Below are 18,874 nucleotides of genomic sequence, written 5' to 3'. Positions count from 1 at the left end.
CCTGCTTGCCTCTCTTGGTCCCAATATCCTCCTTTCCCCGGAAAATGCTTATAAAGTCGTGATGCAACCTAATTTTATTGTTGTTTGTCATAGATTTCCATAACAATAAATTAACTTTAGCATCAATTTCTCAAACTTTTTAAAAGAGTTGGAACCTAGTCAGGCAACAAAAAAGCCAAGCATTCATGTCTAGCGAAGAAGCTGGCAGTCGCAATAGGCGAAACGGGTATTACACCTCGCAATTTGCACGAAGTACGGAATTGTGGAAGATTAAGGTAAGAGGATTGAACCAGTCAGTGAAATAAAGAGTATATGCTCAAAATGTACATAATTGGTTATTTTCCGTCAACTCTAAGCAGAACGGCTTCCCGTGCCGTCCTTGTGAGCGTGCCGAGAACCAAGTCATAAGAATGGTCGATCATCGTTTTCAAATCGTCCATGGGAAGGCTTCCGTCCGCAATAACTGTGTTCCAATGCTTTTTGTTCAAATGGTAGCCGGGTATAACGCACTCATGCTGCTCCCTCAAATTTTCTGCAATTACGGGATCGCATTTCAGCGAAATGCGTACCTCCCTGTCATCACCCGCCTTGGTCAGCAGCGCAAACATTTTGCCCCCTACCTTCATTACCAGCGGATCGGGCCCGAATGGATAGTCCTGGACAGCTCCTTTTTTGAATAAACAATACGCGGTTAGTTGATCGTACATGGTATCACCCTTTATAGGAAATATATTGAGTTTTCTTCTAAATAAAGCTGCGTCCAGAAAAATAGGAGGATCACAGCATTCCATTGTACTGAATATTTTACACTACATTTCTTAAATCTTCGTCAGCCCAAATTTGCAATCTTCATTATTCAGGAATGATGATATGGAATGATCTGAAATTTGTATTAATCGGACAGCACTCTCGGATCACGATTCATCAATCATACTGCTGCATATTTGAAATGCTAGCCTAGCAAAAAGAGCAGACCTCCGTACGCGGAGCTGCCAATGAAATATGGAGCTATGGGTGAATACGCAATATATGTATGGCCCAGATCTACTTGTTGCCCCTATCGTTGAAGCTCAGGCAACCTCCCGCCTGGTTTACCTGCCGCATGGTGCCGTCTGGATCAACGCGCGTACCGGTGAGACATCTGAAGGCGGTCAATGGCTGGATATATCAGCGCCTATAGATACGATCCCTGTGTTTTTGCGTAATCAAATACAGGAGTATTTAATTAATCGGTAAAGTATAAAATTCCTGAAGCTAAAATATATCCTTCAATTTAATTCTTCAAACGTTGGATTTAGAGAAAGACTAACAGTAAAGCTTTACCACAGCGTATCGGCTCTAAGACGGTGGACTTCAGCCCCGTTTTAGAGCCGATAGCATTTTATTATAATGCATCTTTTACTGATTGCTTGACATAAAATATGTCGATACTATATTCTCTATATGCACATGACATATTTTACGCCAAAGGAGTGTCAACAGTACTCAGATTAAATAAAACCACAGCGTGCTGTACCCCATGAAATACTCCAACAAGACGACAGTTGATGATGAGGGAGGGAAAAAGATGCATCGTGGGAGCGTTAGTCAAATTGCAGAAGGAAGTCAAAATACATAATAAAAAGTTAATTGGTGAAGGTGACATAGTAGAATGCACCCAGTTTATTGAAGAAGGCGAGAAAATCAGAAATTTTAGTTGAACTGGGCATTGATATTTTATATTAAGCATAGCTTTTTCTATGCAGTAGGAGGATGTATGGTCTTACAATCCATCATTAGTGAATTTGAACAGTATGAGCAATCCCATGAACTTTTCGAAGAAACCAACTTTAATATTCGTGATAAGACACTGGAAACTATAAAAATAATTAGAGGCTCATCGCAATTTTTGGCTGAAATTGCTAAAGTATCTCTGATTCAGCGTACTGAAAAATTAGAATCTTTAATTCACTCCTATAACCGTTCAATTTACCTTAAGTACCTTAGCTTATTACAAGATAGAAAAATTAAAAATAACGAAATTCGGGAAGTACTTAATCGATTCACTTCCTATAAAGCAAAATCCCTTTTCACTAATCATTATGCTTCTGATGATTTGGATTATCTCGTAGACGGGATATTCAACTATAACTTAGATAATATACGACTTCCGAAAAGAAGCATGGAATATCATCATTTGGAAGTGACTCCCGCTAAAGTCATATTAGATCTGATAGATCAATTAGAGATTACAAAAGACGATGTTTTCTATGATTTTGGTTCTGGACTTGGGCATGTCGTAATTTGGGTACATATTTTGGCTGGTGCCAAATGTGTAGGTATTGAAATAGAGCCTACCTACTGTGAACTCGCAAATAAGAGTATTTCCTCACTGAATTTAAGCGATGTTACAATCCAGAATGCAGATGTACTTGAAGTCGACTACGAAAGTGGGAATATATTCTTCTTCTATTCCCCGTTTTCTGGAAAGCTCCTTGATGATGTATTGAGTAAATTACAACTTCTGGCAAGGGATAAACAAATCATTGTCTGTACATTTGGCCCAGTCACCATGGATATGGTTAAAGTCGATTGGCTGATTCCGAGGCATGAACAAATGATCCACCCTTTCAGGCTTGCCGTTTTTAATAGCCAATTGAATTCTCGCCATTCATAATACTGGATATATATTCACGTATTCGGTTATTCCCATAAACATTTAATTATTTGACATAAAATATGCCAGTGGTATAAAATCTATATGTATGTGACATAATTTACGTCAAAGAGGTGTTGTTAAATGAAAAACATTACCACGCTTCCTTACCTGGCTCTGCTTCATCAGGTTTCCTACACTAGCATATGCAAAGAAATTGGGATAACCCCACAACAGTTCTCAGATTGGGTAAAACAGCGGCGTCCTGTGCCCCATGAAAGGCTTCAGCAAGTAGCTGAATATTTTGGAGTACCTGCAGAGCTGCTTGTTGATAATCATCACTACCTATTAGAACTGAATGGAATGGCTAAGCTGCGTCTGCAAATTGCCTATCTTACTCGCAAAATTAATACGGTTGATGATGAGGAAGAGAAAACAATGCATCGTGAAACGTTGGCTAAATTGCAGGAGGAAATCAAAATACAGAAGCTTCAAGAACGATTTAATGCCGCCATCCAATCAGGAGATCCAAAAGCACTCCAACTGTGCCATCTCTTTCTGGATCAACTTGAGCAGAAGAATTTCAGCCGACTTGACAATCTACTTGCTTTAGAGAGGAATTGAGTACAACGTTTCAATTACAGCAGAAAAGTCGCGTGCTTATAGAAAAACAGGATATTAATTATAGTGGTGCTTATCTTTTCACTAACCCTAGGGCCGTTTGGAAAATCGCTTTATTGCTTACCCAGGACGTCCCGCGGTTTGGCGTGCCAACTATGGAAGCGTTACTTTATCTCAAGTGGGAAGGGAGCTACCCAATGGAGGAATTAACGAAGCTGGATTAGTTGTAGAACAAACAACCCTATGGGAGACTGAATACCCATCCCCCGACCACGGTTCAGCTGTAGGAGAGCTACAATGGATTCAAATACTTCTTGATTCTTGTGGAACTGTAACACAAGCTTTAGAAGCTGCTTCGCAAATTCGTATTTCTCAAGGCACTTCCAAATTACACTTTTTGCTTGCAGATCGAAGTGGGGACTGGGCCGTAATCGAGTTCCTTGAAGGCGAAATGATTATCCATAAGGGAGAAGGACTCCCTTCAGTATTGGTAAATTCCCTTTATAAGCGAGGATTGAAAGCGCCTAATTCGAAGACACAGGCAACTAGATACGAGCGTAATTCTTTGGAGCGGATGCAAAAGGTAAGGCATCTGCCAAAAAAATTCCAATTGATAAAGATCCCGCTGCCTATTCCTTTAATATATTGCAGGCTGCTCGAAGAGAAGATACGGTTTACAGTGTTGTTTATGATTTAAGTTCACTAGAGCTACAATTGTATACGAATAAGGATACAAGGTTTAAGCGTTTAAGCATTAGTGGTGTTTCTTTTGAGAATAACGATCCTTGCTGGGCTGCCGATTTGCAATTACTCATAGAAGATTCTATCCAGGAACAACTGATTCCCTATTCTGCTAAATTTAATCGGTCTGCAGTTCAATCCTTTTTTAAAGCACCCTATTTAAGCTCCATTTTTCAGTGGAATGTTTCTTCAGTTATTAATCTCTTCAGGTAAAACAAATGTTATCCGCATGCTTATTTGGACAGAAGCCCCTCAACCTCGATTCCCCTGAGATTTACTTCCGGTAATCCTTCAGCAGTCATAATACTATTAATATTATATCCACACTTTCCCTAGTAGGCGCCTAACACCGGCTGCCAGTCTATAGCTTTTTTCTGCTCTAACTCTTTATTCGATGTACCCAATATCTATGGTGGATATCCACTAAATATTCAGGTTGAAAACGACGCTTGCCTGTGAGAGTATCCCTATAATTAATTCAACAAATTTAAAAAATCGATCGTCCTTTAGGACAACCGATTTTCTAATCGAACTCCAACAAAATTGTCAGGTGTAAAAAATCTCTGGAACCAATTTTGTTGATTTTATTGGGTTTGCCGCGGCACGTGATAAACATGAAAAGAAGAAAGTTGGAAACTATTTTAATTACCTGAACTTTCTCAATTTATTTTCCTTGATCATAAATAGGTACAGTTAAGAGCCATTATATTCTTTAGGACCTATCTTCTTTGGCATGTTCACTTTTTATAACTTTACTCACAATGATAAGAAATATGAGTATGGCTTGATCTTTTGATCCTTCATCAAAATGAAATATACGATAATCTCTTCATATGCTAAAAGTTCCTTACATCATCTGTTGATCATACGTCGGGAATGGGTCAATGTTCTTGACCTCCGACATTCTCCAAAAAGCCCCTCGTACTCCAAACTACAGCCATCATAAAACGCCTATAAAATAGGCCAACCAATCTCTAGCTGACCTGATAATACGAAAAGCCCCCCGTTATCGGGAGGCTTGCACAAATCCTTGTTATGCTGAGCAAGTATCTTTGTGTAAATTAGAGCCGTTTAACATTAGGATACGTGGACCTGAATTTCTCCATTCATTAATGTGTAAGTATCCCCCTCAAATTAGGCTCTCCGTTTTATCAAACGATTTGCAGTTATTGCTTTGCAAATGCTCTTACAATCATCGCGGCGGCTTCTGCCCGTGTTGCTTCTCCCTGTGGCTGAAGCTTATCGGCCGTGATTCCTACCAAAATTCCGTTAGCAATGGCCGTATTCATATCTTCTTGTGCCCATTTCGAAACGGACTCTGCATCTTTGTACGACATCTTTGCAGCAGCAGGCTTTAATTCCAATGCCTTCACAAGCATCACGGCCATCTGCTCACGTGAAATACGATCGTTTGCTCCAAAATGCTTATCGGAGTAACCACTTACGATTCCTCTGGCGTGTGCCGCAGCAATATAATTACGGGCCCAATGGTTAGCTGTATCATCAAATCCTTTACCCCCTTCGAGTGGCTCCAATCCGAGTGCACGTGCAAGTAAGGTTGTAAATTCTGCCCGGGTCACCTTTTGATTCGGAGCAAACGTGCCATCCGGCAAGCCTTGGGCGATCCCCTGTTCCACCAACTGGACTATAGCGCTCTCCGCCCAGTGCCCTTTAACGTCAGTCGGTTGCTTACCTTTCGAAGCGTCCTCTCTTTGCTCATAGGCGGCGCGGCTTGTATCTAAGAAAATCCCTACAATCATCGGCTCAGCAAGCTCTCCGGAAATTGTCTTTTCGGCTTGGTTGACTACCGGGTTGCTTAGTTCTTGCCACTTGCCTTCTTTTGATGACCATTGATAAAGGACAAGCTGCGACCATTCTTGGGCAGTTAACGTGGAGGAAACCTTCATCGTAATTTGTTGCGCTTTTTTCCAAGAAATGAATTTATCCGTGCTCAGCTTATACGCTTCTTCCAAAAATCGCACACTGATAGGATAGGTCGGTAAATCTGTACCTGCTATTTGTTCAATAGTCAATGTGACATCTTCGGAGACTGAATCCGGCAGCACTTTTACCGTTATCGCTCCAGACGTCACGACTCCACCATTCGCTTTTGAAATCTTTTGTTTAGCAGTTGCTTTATCTGTAGTTGTCGAAATTCCTCCGCCACCACTAAAACCTGAACTACCCGAACCTGAACTTGGGGGATTTACTTTCTGGTCATCATAGGCTACAAAAGTGGTAAAATGCTTCGTCCAAATGACGAGATCTTTGCCGACATTGATTTTTGCCTCTCCACTACCATTTATCTCTCGACTAGCTGTCTCCAACGTATCCGCAGAAAGTTCCTGAACTATTGGGTGAAATATTCCTTGCTTAATGTAGCCCGTTTTTCGGCCTGCTTGCCCAGGTATGACAAGTCTTACTGGCTGATCAAAAAGCAGCTCCTGATCGCTAAGTCCGACTTCGATAACAGTAAGTATAGATGTTGCACCGGCAACCGATACGCTGTTGTTCGGTCTTACTACAGGCAGCATAATGCTGCCATCCCAATTAGCTGCCCCACTGATTAGAGTACCTTTTGAAACCAACATCTCAACTTGACCGGCAGACGTCTGCATTTCCGCTTTAATTAGTGGTGAAATGGCCACCTTCAAATTCTCATTCACTTGTTGAGCATCATATTGCAACTTGCTATTGTCCGCTTGGTTCGTTACCGTTACGGTAAATCCATCTTTTCCAACCGGTATCGTTTGGTTCGGATTGTTAACTTCTACTTTTTTATCATGCACTGTGACGGGTATTCGTGCCCACTCTACTTGATCTAGCGATTGGACGGTAATCGTCGCCGTACCTTCCCCTACTGCTGTGACTTCCCCTTCCCGGCTAACCTCTGCTACTTTTTCATTGGTGCTCGACCAAAGCAATGTATTGAAGGTAGCATTCGTCGGTAAAAGGGTTGGTCGCAGTTTGGCGGGCTGATCGCCAACGGTAAGAACGAGCTTTTCCGGATTCACGCTTACAGAGGTAATCGGTATGAAGTCAACTTTGGTAAGTAAAAAGTCCTTGTTTCTTAAGTTGTTGTAATAGGCTGCTGTTGGTGTGAAATCAGTGATGTGATTGCCCGATAAGTACAGGGTGTGAAGATTTTTCAAATTGCTTAATGCCCCAATATCTGTAATTCGGTTCTTACTTAAATCTGCGGTCCACAAGTTCGTCAAACTTGCCAACGGTGTAATATCTTCGATCTGATTATTACTTAATTTTAGATATCGCAATTGGCTGAGTTGGCTTAGCGCAGTTATCTGTTGAATCTGATTGCCACTCAACGTTAAGGTTTCTAACTGTTGCAGTTGGCTTAGCACATCGATATCCTTAATCTGATTATCTGCTAAGTAAAGATGCTTTATATTCGTAAGCTTTCCTAATACACTTATATCTTCTATTTGGTTTTCATCCAGGTTGAGTGTTTCTATTTTTTTCAACTGTTCCAAAAGTGTAATATCTTTTACACCTGTTCCCCATATGGCTAAAGACTTTAAGTCCGTAAAATACTGAATGCCTTCGAGATTTGATAGTTTGTCATTAAGTGTAAGTCTCAATTCCGTTATTCCATTTACATCTCGAACCCTAATTTCTCCAACGGGTTTTTGGATCTTAGTCCTCACTGCCTGCTCAACGAATGGATCCGCGAAACTAATCACCTGATCTTCATTATTTCCGGGAAGAGCAAAATCCTTCCCAGTCAATTGTCCAAAGATCCCTGCAAGGGACGAATAATCTGTAATGGAGTTGCCTCCAAGATATAACTCTGTCAACTGGCTTAATCCGCTTAATGGGGCAACATTCTTAATCAGATTATTCTTAAGTTCCAGATGGATCAACGATTGCAGCGATGATAACAAAGAAATATCCGAAATATTATTTTCATTCAATACCAACTTGCGTAAACTTGTTAAATACTGTATGCCATCTAAATTACTAATTCCACCATTGATTACTTGAAGCTCTGTAATTGTCAAAAGCTCATCAGCCGTAAGCTCTGTACCGTCCAACTTATTCAATTTCTCGCGAATAGCCAGTTCCAAGCTTTTGTCGACAATTTGAATTGCACCCGTTGCAGTAGTAACAAATCTTGGCACAGCTTCTACATCCGCTGCGATAATAGTAGCTGTACTAGAATAACAAAATATTAGAGATAGGCTGAGAATAACCGCCCCAAACTTTTTTAGCCCCTTCATTGTTCTCCCCCTGTTATTTAGTAATTTAGTGTCTTAATATGCCAAAAAATGATATTGGCTGATATACTATAGATCAAAAGAACTATATTTACCTTACATGGAAAAGTATACATCGTCAACAATTCCCAGAATAAATGTATGATTTTAGGAAAAAGGGTATTTGTGAGTTAGTTACAATCACCTTTACTTTGCAGAAAAAAGAATAGTATTGTCGAAATCAGTGTTATCATAAATAAACCTTTTCTTTCAAAAGAAAAGGTGGATAATCATAATACTGCCCTCCCGTCTGCTTCAATGTTACAATGAAGATTGTGAGCGAATAGTGAGGATTAAAGGAAGGAAGCCGACGATATTCATATTGAAATCGTGTTCCCCCCTTTTATGTCGTTTATTTGATTCCAGTTCATAAAGATCCACCTTTTTAAATAAAGCTCTACCAATCCTGCCGGCAGCTGTAAGGGATATTTCATTATTTGGAAGATACTCATTCAATTCCTTCATTAGCGTAAACTGTTCGTTACTTGAACAAAACCAGGGAGCAACTGCCTCGGCAATCTACTCCCTGGTTATTCAACTAATAGTTCCCGTTAGTAAACCTTTTCTAGGTGCTTTATGTAATTGAGCATTTTGCATAATTCCATAATTGAGAACTAAATATTAGAGTCCTGCCTATTGAGTGATGCATTTTCAGTTGAAGCCAGCTCGGTTATCAAAATGAGCAGACCTACAGAATTTCTGCACACTCAAAATTTAGACCGCGATTTCACTGGACTGCCCGGCCATCGCCAGGGCAGAGGCTAGCAATACAATGGCATTCAGATACTACCTTCACCTTATCTCCGATTGTCTTCATTAAATATCTTACCCTTAGGAAAAAAATAAGCCGCCCTGTAGTCTCAGGACGGCTCATGATGTCTATATTGTGGTTCCAGACTTTTTTACTGGTTCACGACTTTATTATCACCAGACAAGAATTGTCAGGTGATAATAAAGTCGTGAACTGATTTTGTTGATTTTACTGTATTTGCCGTGTCACGTGATAAAAGCGAAAAAAAGAAAGTCGTAAACCGCCAGAAATTACAATGTAAAGAAAGTTGAAAACTTTGCTTCCAAATGAATTTCGCATTTTCTAACGCACGCTGGTATCTAAGGACCAGATAACTTCTTGAAAATACTTTCAAACATTTATAATCGGGGCAAAGTAAGTATGAGGTATCAACAAAAACATACCATGTGCTTTTTGTAAGTCGTCCCTATTCGCTTAGTTCGCTCGTTTTTAATAATCATTTACAGCGAAACGTATATCGGATGGATACGGAGTATCCTTCAAAAGGCTGATTAATAAATCATGAAAATTTAGAAAATCCGCCTCAATTATATACGCTATTTCTTGAGATAGTTTATCCTGACCAGCCAAATTACCTATAATATCAACCAGTATGGCTTGGGCTAAAGAAACCTTCTTTTCTAATGCAACTACTAATATCAAGTTTAAAGCAGATATCTGCACTTCAAGACTTCGTGATGATTTATAAATTCCATTCAAATGCTCTGAAAGGTGACTCCACTCCCCTTCATTACAGTCTATTGCCCTAATAATGTTCACTTTTGCTATTTGTATAAATGGCACCATTACCGTTGTATGCTTTGCACATTCCATAAGAACGTCAAGGGGTATCGATAAGAAAGGGCTAACGAATTTTTCAACAACTTTTTGTGACTCTTCAATTTTCACGGAAGACATATATTTTATTACTTGCTTCACATCAAAAGAGAGATCGTGGAATTCATAAGTCCTTAAACTATCAAATAAATAATCGCTTTGAGTCAAACTATTATTAAAATCATCCATTAATTCTTGGACAGTTTGATACCTTTTAGAACGATCCTCTTCCATTGCCTTTCCAACAATAGCTTGATATTTAATAAGCGATCTGAATCCTCGCTCGGGTGATTCTCCACTAAATATGAAATACATTATGGCACCTAGCGAATAAATATCAGACAGAGAATCCGCATTTTTCAAGCTCTCCTTTTGCTCTGGAGCAGTAAACGCAGCTCTTCCATATGAAATGTTAGAATGTCTGGTAATTGAAGAAAGCGATTGGTCATCTTTCGCCAGACCAAAATCAGCAATCTTCGCCACTATAGTCCCGTCACTGCTGGAAAATATCAAGATATTATGTGGGGCTAAATCTCGGTGACTTATTTTAAAATTATTATGTAGATAAGAGACGCCACAAAGTATATCTTTAAATATACGTATTTTTATTTCCTGCGACACGGCAGAATTTAATTCTAACCACTTCTCTAAGGAGGTTTCCGCTAATGGCATTGTGAATAGAAAGGGCTCTTTATCGAGTTTTATTTTATCAACTTCAATAATATTAACATGAGATATCTTTTCTCGTAAAAGTCTAACCTCTCTTTTAAAGCGCAGTAAGTAGTCCTCCCCTTCCTTACCATATTCTTGAATGAACACTGACTTCTCCAAGAGTACTTTACATGCCATTTCTTTTTTTTCAATCAAATCAAAAACTCTATATACTTCAGCAAACCCACCAAATCCAATTTTTTTCAATGGAATTAGGTGATTTTTTTGTACTACTCCATTTTGGTCTTCTAACGTCCACAAACGACGAGCTAATCTATTGGACTGCGGGCAGAATAAAATACGATACCCCTGTAAGATATGTGTAATCTGTTCTTTATCAGGTTTTAAAATGATGTCCCTATCTTTATCCAGATGATTTAAAACTTGTAATGCAAACAACATCATCTTACCGCCATCCGAATTAGGAGCTAGAACATAAAAATCACCTGTAAGTCTATGGGAGAAAAGAGGTAAAAAAGTATCGTTATCTAAAGGTAAGTTGTCAAAAATTTCTTTCACTAAGTTAAGTAATTGACTAAGTGTATTTGGCTTGTTCTTATACATCGAATGAATAAATGGTGCATTTTGATAACTTGATATGAATGAAACAAATCTATAGAAGGGGCCTTCTCTTTTAGTAAGACTCAGAAAAGTTTGAAAAAACAGTTCTTTCTTTTTTTCAAACTTTTGTTTATCTTCGCTTTTGGATGTTAAATTTCCCGAAAAGTATAATTGTACAAGATCGTTCATATCCAGACCTTCAAATGAATCCTTATATTTTGTTTTCATAATAGCTTTCTCAAATTTTGCTGCAGTAATCGTGATTGGCTTCCCGTCCATGTATATCTCACCAAAAAAACCTTCTAACGTGGGCAGGTGGTATGTTGATAGATCGCTAAGGACGACTTTGGTTACCTTGACAATTTTTCCACGACTCCGGTATTTTTCCTTGAAAAGTGTAAGTATATCGCTAAATTCTTTCTCATTTCGAAAAATCTGAATCAGTTCCTCTAATGAAGACTCCATAAATACACTTCCTTGGTAGCTCTAGCGCTATAAATTTAACTACGTTTTTAACTCGGCCTTTCGAAACGAAATTCCATTTTGTTTACTCCACTTCCACTTGTCTCCTCCCGTTCCAATGATAGCGACGGAAACCCATATGCGGAGAAGAAGGCTGCCGCAAAATTGTGAGGATCGAAAGTGATTTTACACTCCGATAGCAGCCCCACAAATCATACGAATTCATAATGTAATCAAAATCAAAGTCTTGAATCATGTTGAACATTTTCTCTTTATTGTTGGAATCGACTCCCGCAAATGCCTCATCAAGCGTGATTAACCTTGGTGCGGTATCTGATGCACTCATAAGGATCGCGTCGATCGCCGCAAGCAGTGGCATATACAAAATAATCGCTTTTTGGCCATTGCTGTATCTCCCAAAATTACGGTTGCCGACTGTTTCTGATCCCGTCCCTTTATCAACCTTCGTTTCAAATAGGTACCATTTCCGGTAATCCAAAACCTCTTTGTAGGCCTCAAGTCTAGTCATTCTAAAATCTTTTTTTGTTCGTTGTTGTACGGCTTCGATGCGCGCGCGGAAATGGGCTGCAACTTTTTCAAGATCGGAGGGATCGATGAATCTACTGTTACGACTTAACAAATCCACAAGTTGTTTTGTCTTTAATGTATCGTCTTCTACAGCATCCTTCGCATTCCAATCCAAATGAATTCGAAGTCCCTCAAACTCGTGGAATCGCTTGTTTATTTCATCAACCCATTGTCCAGCTTCATAAATTCGAACCTGGATTGTACGTCCGATCTCGTTAATGATAATATCTGTAAACAGTTCTTTTTCTTTATCCCCAATATTTTGTTTTAACTTAAGCTCAATATCGGACAATTCCTGAAGCAACTCCAGTGGTGAACATGGAACCCCGCTGTTACTCTGCAGGCTTAACGTAAAATATGAAGTTAGTCGATTTAGCGCGTCTACATCGGGTCTTCCGATTTTCTCCTTCACTTCACTTTCCGCGTTCCAGGGTTGTTCTTGTTGGCGACGTAGACGGTAGTCCTCAAGCTCGCCTCGCACCTCTCTTTCCACATCTAACAGGTGCACGAGTGCATCTTCACGGTTAGGAGCACCTACACGATCCTGCCCTAGCATTTGATCCGCCGTGTAAGACGAAAACGGACTATTTATGGTTTGGAGCTTACGAAATTCTTTGTACCACACGCTTTCACTTTCCGAGGCTTGTAAGACAGCTCTTTTGAGCTTTTCAAATTCTATTTTTGCATTGTCGATTTGAAATGTGAGTTGGCTAAATACCTGTTCTGCTTGTTGCTTACTATCTTCAGCATTGATAAGCTGCTGGTTCGCTTTCTCGATTTGTTTAAACACATCAGAGTTTGAATCCATAGCTTCTTGCAAGCTCTGAATGGTCTTCTCAAGCTTCGAGTACTCGTACAATATTTCATCGTAGTCCTCTTGATAATTCTCTACGATGGACTTCAAAGAATACAGATGGCCTCTGGATTGAGCAACCCTCTTTTCCACTTCCATTCGTTTTTGAGCAAATGTGCCTAATACCATAATTTCCTCTTTATATTTCCCGCATTGTTCGAGGATATGGCTGCATACGGCCAGACGAAGCGGAATGTCCATATCGCCAATTAAACGCATAACTTGATTTCGAACATTAAGGGTTTCTCGTCGAATGGACTCATAATGCGCATATGCTTCCTCTTTTTCCAACTCCCGACGTCTAGCATCTCGTTTTTCTGCATCTTGTTCCCAATAAACGTCCTTAATTTCTTGCGTGGAAGGAATCTTCATCCATGTTTGACCTAGTCCATCGATCTTGGCCTGTGCCGCGCGTAGTTCACGGCTGTGATCCGACAAATGCTGTTCTAATTCTTCTAGTTGCTCTCGAAGAGCAAGCAGACGTCGCTGACGAGCCTCTTCTCGAGCCCGAAGACCGACATACGTCTCACTGCAACCAGGCGCAGTTCCTTCTAGGAAGCCGCTACGGAAAACGCCATCCTCACCGATGTACCCTTCTTGATTTTCATCGACTGAAATTCCCTGCAGAACACGCTCAATTGTTTTTGTATCTATTTTATCACTAGGAACAGGCTCCATCAGATCACCCAGATGCTTGCTTTTCGGCGCTTGTGTGCGAAGTACAACCGCTTGACCACTCGCCTTTGCTTCATATTCCTCAGGTACAATGACAGCTTGGAGTAGTCCGGAACGTTGAATGACGGACTCGACACTTTTTCGGATAGGGTCTGAAACGGTCTCCTTGAACTCGACAGCTTCAAAAAAACGAATATATGGGATTTGAAGCTCATCAAGGCCAATCCATTGTAGTCGCTCCTCTTTCTGCTCAGGAGGTTCCACAAACGGTGCTGACAGAACCTTCTCATATTCGATTTGAACTTTCTTGATTTCACTGGTTAGCCGCTGAACATGGTACTCGGCTTCCCTTTTTTTAGTTTGGAATGGTTTTTCTCGAGACTCTAAAATCTCTTGCTGCCAAGAATGAAACTTTTCCTCGTCTTCACTATATTCACAGAAATCCTCTAAAATCCCCTGCAATGCTTCCCATTCTCGTGTTTCAATTGATAGGCCGTGATCAATTGACCAACTTTCAATGTGTTCGAACAACTCGACTTTGCACTTTTGAAGCTGCTTGTACAATGAGTCTATTTTTGCAATTGAAGCATTGTATGCCTCAAGTTTGTTTTCAAACTCAGTTCGTTTTTCCATGGTTTTCGCTTCTTGTTCTTTATAGAGCTGTAGATTTTTTTCAATTTCTCTTAATTGAGTAATATGCCGATCAACTTCTTCTTTCCATGACGCAATTAAACTAATCCGATCTACTGTCGTCGAGAACTGACTAACAAACCGATCGTGGTAGTCGAACTTGATCGATGTTTCATACTCTTTCAAGTAATCGAGAATTCCTTGGATCTCATCCCTGACTTGAAGCTCATCCTTAACTGCCTCATCGACTGCTTGTTCATTCTTGTGAACATCCGCCCTAGAATTGCGGAGCTGGGTTTCCTTCTGGCCTAACTTTTCTTTGACTTGACCAAACTGACTTTCCATTTCTCGCATCTTTTTTTCAGCTTCGAAGGCATCCTGATGAGCTTCTTTAAGTGTATTAACGGTTACTCCAAGCGCTGTAATTTTTTGCTCTGATTCTTCGATCCGCTTTTTCGCATCTGCTTGTCTTTGGGTCATCTCTTGCAAGTCGTTTTCATTTGTGATAAGACGACTTTGCTCACCTTTGAACAATTGAGAAGTGCGAGAAACATGCTCGGCAAACTCGAAGAACAGAGCAAATTGGTAAGCTTCATAGGCTGCGCTCAGCTTTTTCAATGCCTCTACTTCAGATGTTGTCTTTGTTAAGAGTTCTTCTTGCTCAGTAATTTTTGATACAATATTCGTTAGCGACTCCAAATCGTTATCAGACAGCTCTGGGAGCGCATCCGTCAAACTTGCATTAATAATGCCAGGCCCAACATCTTTGCTAATTTTCGGTGGCCGCAGTTCCATTAATAGCTTGATATACATATGGAAAGTGTGCATATTTTGAAACCCGAACAACAGCCGATTGACCTCTTTCGCATATTCGGCTTTATGTTGGGTAATGAACGCTCCTTTGAAACGGTCACAGAAATCACGATAATCGAGCGGAGCCTTTCCATCCCTTGTTTGGTCGTATAATAACAAGTCTTTCCCGATCTGCTTTCCATTTGTGACAATGAAATACCAAGTCATTAGATCCCTCGACTTACGTACGCCCGAAAGGCCCATACCAATGGTTATGAGCTGCTCCCCCTTACGAAATTCCATGTAAAGGTAGCCGTTTCCGTCTTTCTTTTGATTGACCGCCTCTTCACCAAGGTGGAGGTCAATCAACAAACGATCAGTACGCTTTTGGGGATCAAGGCGGGAAGGGTTGTAATTCCCATCAAGGAGCAGGGGCAACATCAAAGTCGAGGCTATCGTCTTCCCGCTAGCATTATCACCGCGAATAAACAGTTTTCCGTCCGATAGTTCAATTTCTGTATCAGCATGATACCAGACATTAAAATAACCAATTCTGGTCGGTTTCCAGCGCATGCTTAACGTCCTCCTTTGGCGGTACTTCCTCTTCTACAATTTCACCTGCCACACGGCCTAATGCATCACTAAAAATCCATTCATCATTTACTATCTTCAACAGCCCCAGTTGCTTCATATAGTCGGCAACCTCTTCCCATAGCGCTCGATCAGACAAACTGGACTTCGCTAATTGATCCTGATTCGCCCTACGGACAGAAACAAAAAGATCGAAGGCATCTTTGGCATGAAGCAAAATATAGCCACGGTGATTCAACCAATTTTCACCTTGATCAAGACGATCACGTAAATGAGTCCCTATCGCAGTGACGATATGGGAATGTGTGTTATAAGTAGGATAAACGCACTTCCCTTCTCTGGGTTTGTCGTGGACTAGAAGCCAGGTAGAGGCATACCGCTCTAGAAATACCCCTTGAAATACCTCCTCTAGCTTTTGCTGCATGCGAAGGCCGTGTCTTTCTGCATAAATCTCTTCATCTTGTGATAGTTCGGATAAAAATAGGCAGCCCTGTGCAAACAAGCGCCTCCAAATTCGCTGTTCACATAGTATACCTTCTTCGATTTCTTCTTGATGAAGCGCCTCTCTAAGCAAAGTCATGTTGCTAAATTCAGACAACGGTACACGAGTCTGACGAATCGCGTGCCTAAGCCCATTGGAGACTTGAATGAGTAGATCATAATCTTCGCTGTCTCGAAATTGGTCGATGGTTCGGTCGAACATGAGAAGGAGCCGTTCTTGTTCCAACGTTTTAATTACGCGAATCAGACTTGTACGAACTCCATGATCAGACCAAGAAATGGCATCTGGCCCTCCAGGATAATACGCTTTAATGCTTTCAAGCAACTCACGTAGTACAAATTGTTGATCCTCGCCCTTCTCTTCCATAAACGCCAATACACAAGCATATAAAACAAAATCTATTTGGTATTTCAATGAGTGCGTAGGGTTAGGATCGAGCACTCTCCGTTCGGGTCTCTTGATCAAACGAACATAGCCATCTCCCATGTAGATAGGGTAATGGAACCAGTCCCGAAAAATAGCTTTTAGTTTGTGCTCGTGACTTCGAATGCGAGAGTATAATTCAGGCTTATGTTTGCTATAGACCCACTCTTCTGACCAGAGAGAAAAGACCAGGTTTTGGATCTCTTCGGCTAGGGCTTCAGTGTTACTCACTTGCAACACCATCCTCTAACACTATTTCAATGTCATCCATGGTAAGTTCTCCATCTGTACACTTCATCTTAATGCGGTCTTCAGTAGCGACAAATGCGCGAAATTCACGACCATCAGGCAAATAAGCAATATCATGATTGCGTAAGCCTTCGGTTTCCATGTACAACAAAGTTTCCCTTAATGCGGGGCTGATTTCATCCAGGTCTCGGATTCGAATTCGCCCATTAACAGAGATTGCTTCCATTTCTCTTCGCAATCGTTCCTCTTGCTCTTTATGTTCCATTTCAATTCGCTGGCGCTCGAGTGGGTCTTCAAGCAGAATCGATTTAACTCGCTTAATAAAATCTCTCTTTTTACGGGGAATTAGTTCGATCTGCTCCGCAGGCAACTCCCATACGGTCTTGGTTTCACTGTCTGATGTCTGTATGTCGGTGATAACCATTTGTGAAGCGGGACCAATTCCCTTTACATAGCCAAACAATTCTTTACATTCTTCATCATCATTGGCTTTTAAAAATAGGGTCGCAAGATGTAAGTAATCATGCTTTCGGTTGGTGTAGTGGAAGAGCCGATCACTCACTTGTCTAGACAGACGAAGGACTTTGCTAATTGCGGTTTTGGTTTGCTCCATCAAATAGTAGTACCCGCCCTCTTGGGAGCTTTCATTGGCAAACCAATTAACCATCGATTGCCACTGCTTTTTGTGCAACTCCATGCGCTCTTCTTGATTTGTGTCTTCTAAGGTAGGATGTTGAATCCGATTGATCTCGTAATCTACGATTAAGTAAATGACAGCTTCAATGTAATCTTTGGAAATGGACATCAGCTTTTCTAGGATGCGGACTTGCTGTTTTTGAATATCACGAACGAATTCGTCCAGGTAGCTAACAAATTTATTTTTATGCTCGAGGAACCGATCGGAGAGATAAGCCGCTTCCATGTCATTGCTGTTCACGTGGGAGAGGTAATCCGACGTATCAATGCGCAAGCGATCATGTCGCCCCATGACTTCGTTCCAAAGATTGTATAGTTCGGATGGTTCTTTTGTCGTTGCGCTTTTGAATCGATCGAGTTCTTCGATAATACGGGCTGCTAAGTTTTTCTCTAGCGACCCCCTTACTCGATTTGCCCGTCGCTCCATCGTTGCGATCATTTCTTCAACATCTATAAGTGCGTCGGTGGCTCGAATCAAGTGTTTTTTTCGCTTGAAATCTTCATACGCCACGTATTTCACATTTTCTTGTTGCGATATCTCGATATTCCCCCACTCTTTCATCGCACCAAGATCCATCTCCAAATCCTCGATTGAATAGTCGGGGAACCGTTCAACAAATTCATCCATTTGCCTCAAAGCGGTGTAAATATCTTCTGTTGTGAGCATGCTCCTAAACGTACGATGATGTTCATACAGAACGCGGGCGATAGGCCGATAGCGATCAGTCCGTTGGTTTGCAACCAAATAGGTAAATTGTTCCAATCTATTAAAAAGACTCATATGATTCTCCTTTAGAGATTTGCCTATTCTATTATTATACACTCTTTCCAACTTTAAGAATGAATGATGTTCCGTAGGTATTCGTTCACTAATTGATTAGCAAGTAACTGTCACGAATTATTCTCTCTCGTCGGCTTAACTCCGGCTCCAGTTGCATACCACATCATTCTCAGTTGGCCATCAAATGATCGTTCGGACTATGAATACAACAAGCCAATTTGTGCGTCGGCATAGCACAATAATATTTATTCTGACTTCTTGAATTTGTACCTCGAGCATTGGGTATAACCCCTTCTGAACAAAAATATCCCGATGACCTAATTAAGCATCATCAGGATTCTTCTAGCGGTACCACATTTTTGTCATTGGTTTCATATTCTCAACATTTGTTCTAGACTTTTTTACTGGTTCCACATACGTTTACAATGGGACTGTCGGTGATAAAAAATCTCTGGAACTAAT

General features: G+C 40.7%; 10 protein-coding genes. 4 read left to right on the top strand and 6 right to left on the bottom strand.

The features are described from left to right. Nucleotides 1-335: 335 nt before the first annotated feature. Nucleotides 336-707 (bottom strand): MmcQ/YjbR family DNA-binding protein, encoded by a 372-nt coding sequence (locus CZ379_RS08660; protein WP_110931270.1) that lies wholly within the window; start codon nucleotides 705-707, stop codon nucleotides 336-338. A gap of 295 nt (nucleotides 708-1,002) precedes the next feature. Here CZ379_RS08660 and CZ379_RS08655 point away from each other — a divergent pair, with 295 nt between their 5' ends. The 4 genes from CZ379_RS08655 (at nucleotide 1,003) to CZ379_RS08640 (ending at nucleotide 3,953) form a co-directional block, all read left to right on the top strand. Beyond that, entirely contained in the window at nucleotides 1,003-1,236 is a 234-nt protein-coding gene (locus tag CZ379_RS08655; protein WP_110931269.1) for a TIM-barrel domain-containing protein, read from the top strand. Between the two features lie 520 nt (nucleotides 1,237-1,756). After that, nucleotides 1,757-2,656 (top strand): class I SAM-dependent methyltransferase, encoded by a 900-nt coding sequence (locus CZ379_RS08650; protein ID WP_110931268.1) that lies wholly within the window; start codon nucleotides 1,757-1,759, stop codon nucleotides 2,654-2,656. 123 nt (nucleotides 2,657-2,779) lie between these two features. After that, complete coding sequence (locus CZ379_RS08645) at nucleotides 2,780-3,259, top strand: helix-turn-helix domain-containing protein (RefSeq protein ID WP_110931267.1); 480 nt, start codon at nucleotides 2,780-2,782, stop codon at nucleotides 3,257-3,259. Nucleotides 3,260-3,356: 97 nt separating this feature from the next. Next, complete coding sequence (locus tag CZ379_RS08640; RefSeq protein WP_110931266.1) at nucleotides 3,357-3,953, top strand: carcinine hydrolase/isopenicillin-N N-acyltransferase family protein; 597 nt, start codon at nucleotides 3,357-3,359, stop codon at nucleotides 3,951-3,953. Nucleotides 3,954-5,163: 1,210 nt separating this feature from the next. On the opposite strand, the gene CZ379_RS08635 is transcribed toward CZ379_RS08640, so the two are convergent. The 5 genes from CZ379_RS08635 to CZ379_RS08615 all read right to left on the bottom strand — a co-directional run bounded on the left by CZ379_RS08635 (nucleotide 5,164) and on the right by CZ379_RS08615 (nucleotide 18,412). Further along, on the bottom strand, nucleotides 5,164-8,235 hold the full coding sequence (locus CZ379_RS08635) for a leucine-rich repeat domain-containing protein (RefSeq protein ID WP_110931265.1): 3,072 nt from the start codon (nucleotides 8,233-8,235) through the stop codon (nucleotides 5,164-5,166). Nucleotides 8,236-9,511: 1,276 nt separating this feature from the next. Next, nucleotides 9,512-11,635, bottom strand: a complete 2,124-nt coding sequence (locus tag CZ379_RS08630) for a protein kinase domain-containing protein (RefSeq protein ID WP_110931264.1) — start codon at nucleotides 11,633-11,635, stop codon at nucleotides 9,512-9,514. Nucleotides 11,636-11,717: 82 nt separating this feature from the next. Then, nucleotides 11,718-15,743 (bottom strand): TIGR02680 family protein, encoded by a 4,026-nt coding sequence (locus tag CZ379_RS08625; protein ID WP_110931263.1) that lies wholly within the window; start codon nucleotides 15,741-15,743, stop codon nucleotides 11,718-11,720. Then, nucleotides 15,709-16,917, bottom strand: a complete 1,209-nt coding sequence (locus CZ379_RS08620; protein WP_199925536.1) for a DUF2398 family protein — start codon at nucleotides 16,915-16,917, stop codon at nucleotides 15,709-15,711. Before CZ379_RS08620 ends, CZ379_RS08625 begins: the two co-directional genes overlap by 35 nt. Beyond that, nucleotides 16,910-18,412 carry a TIGR02677 family protein gene (locus tag CZ379_RS08615; protein WP_110931261.1) on the bottom strand — a complete coding sequence of 501 codons (1,503 nt, stop codon included), beginning with the start codon at nucleotides 18,410-18,412 and terminating at the stop codon, nucleotides 16,910-16,912. The genes CZ379_RS08620 and CZ379_RS08615 overlap by 8 nt, the downstream gene beginning before the upstream one ends. Nucleotides 18,413-18,874 lie beyond the last annotated feature (462 nt).

Origin of the sequence: Paenibacillus bouchesdurhonensis, from assembly GCF_900155685.1 — a bacterium.
Taxonomy (GTDB): Bacteria; Bacillota; Bacilli; order Paenibacillales; family Paenibacillaceae; genus Fontibacillus; species Fontibacillus bouchesdurhonensis.
This window is presented reverse-complemented; position numbering and strand designations above follow the sequence as displayed.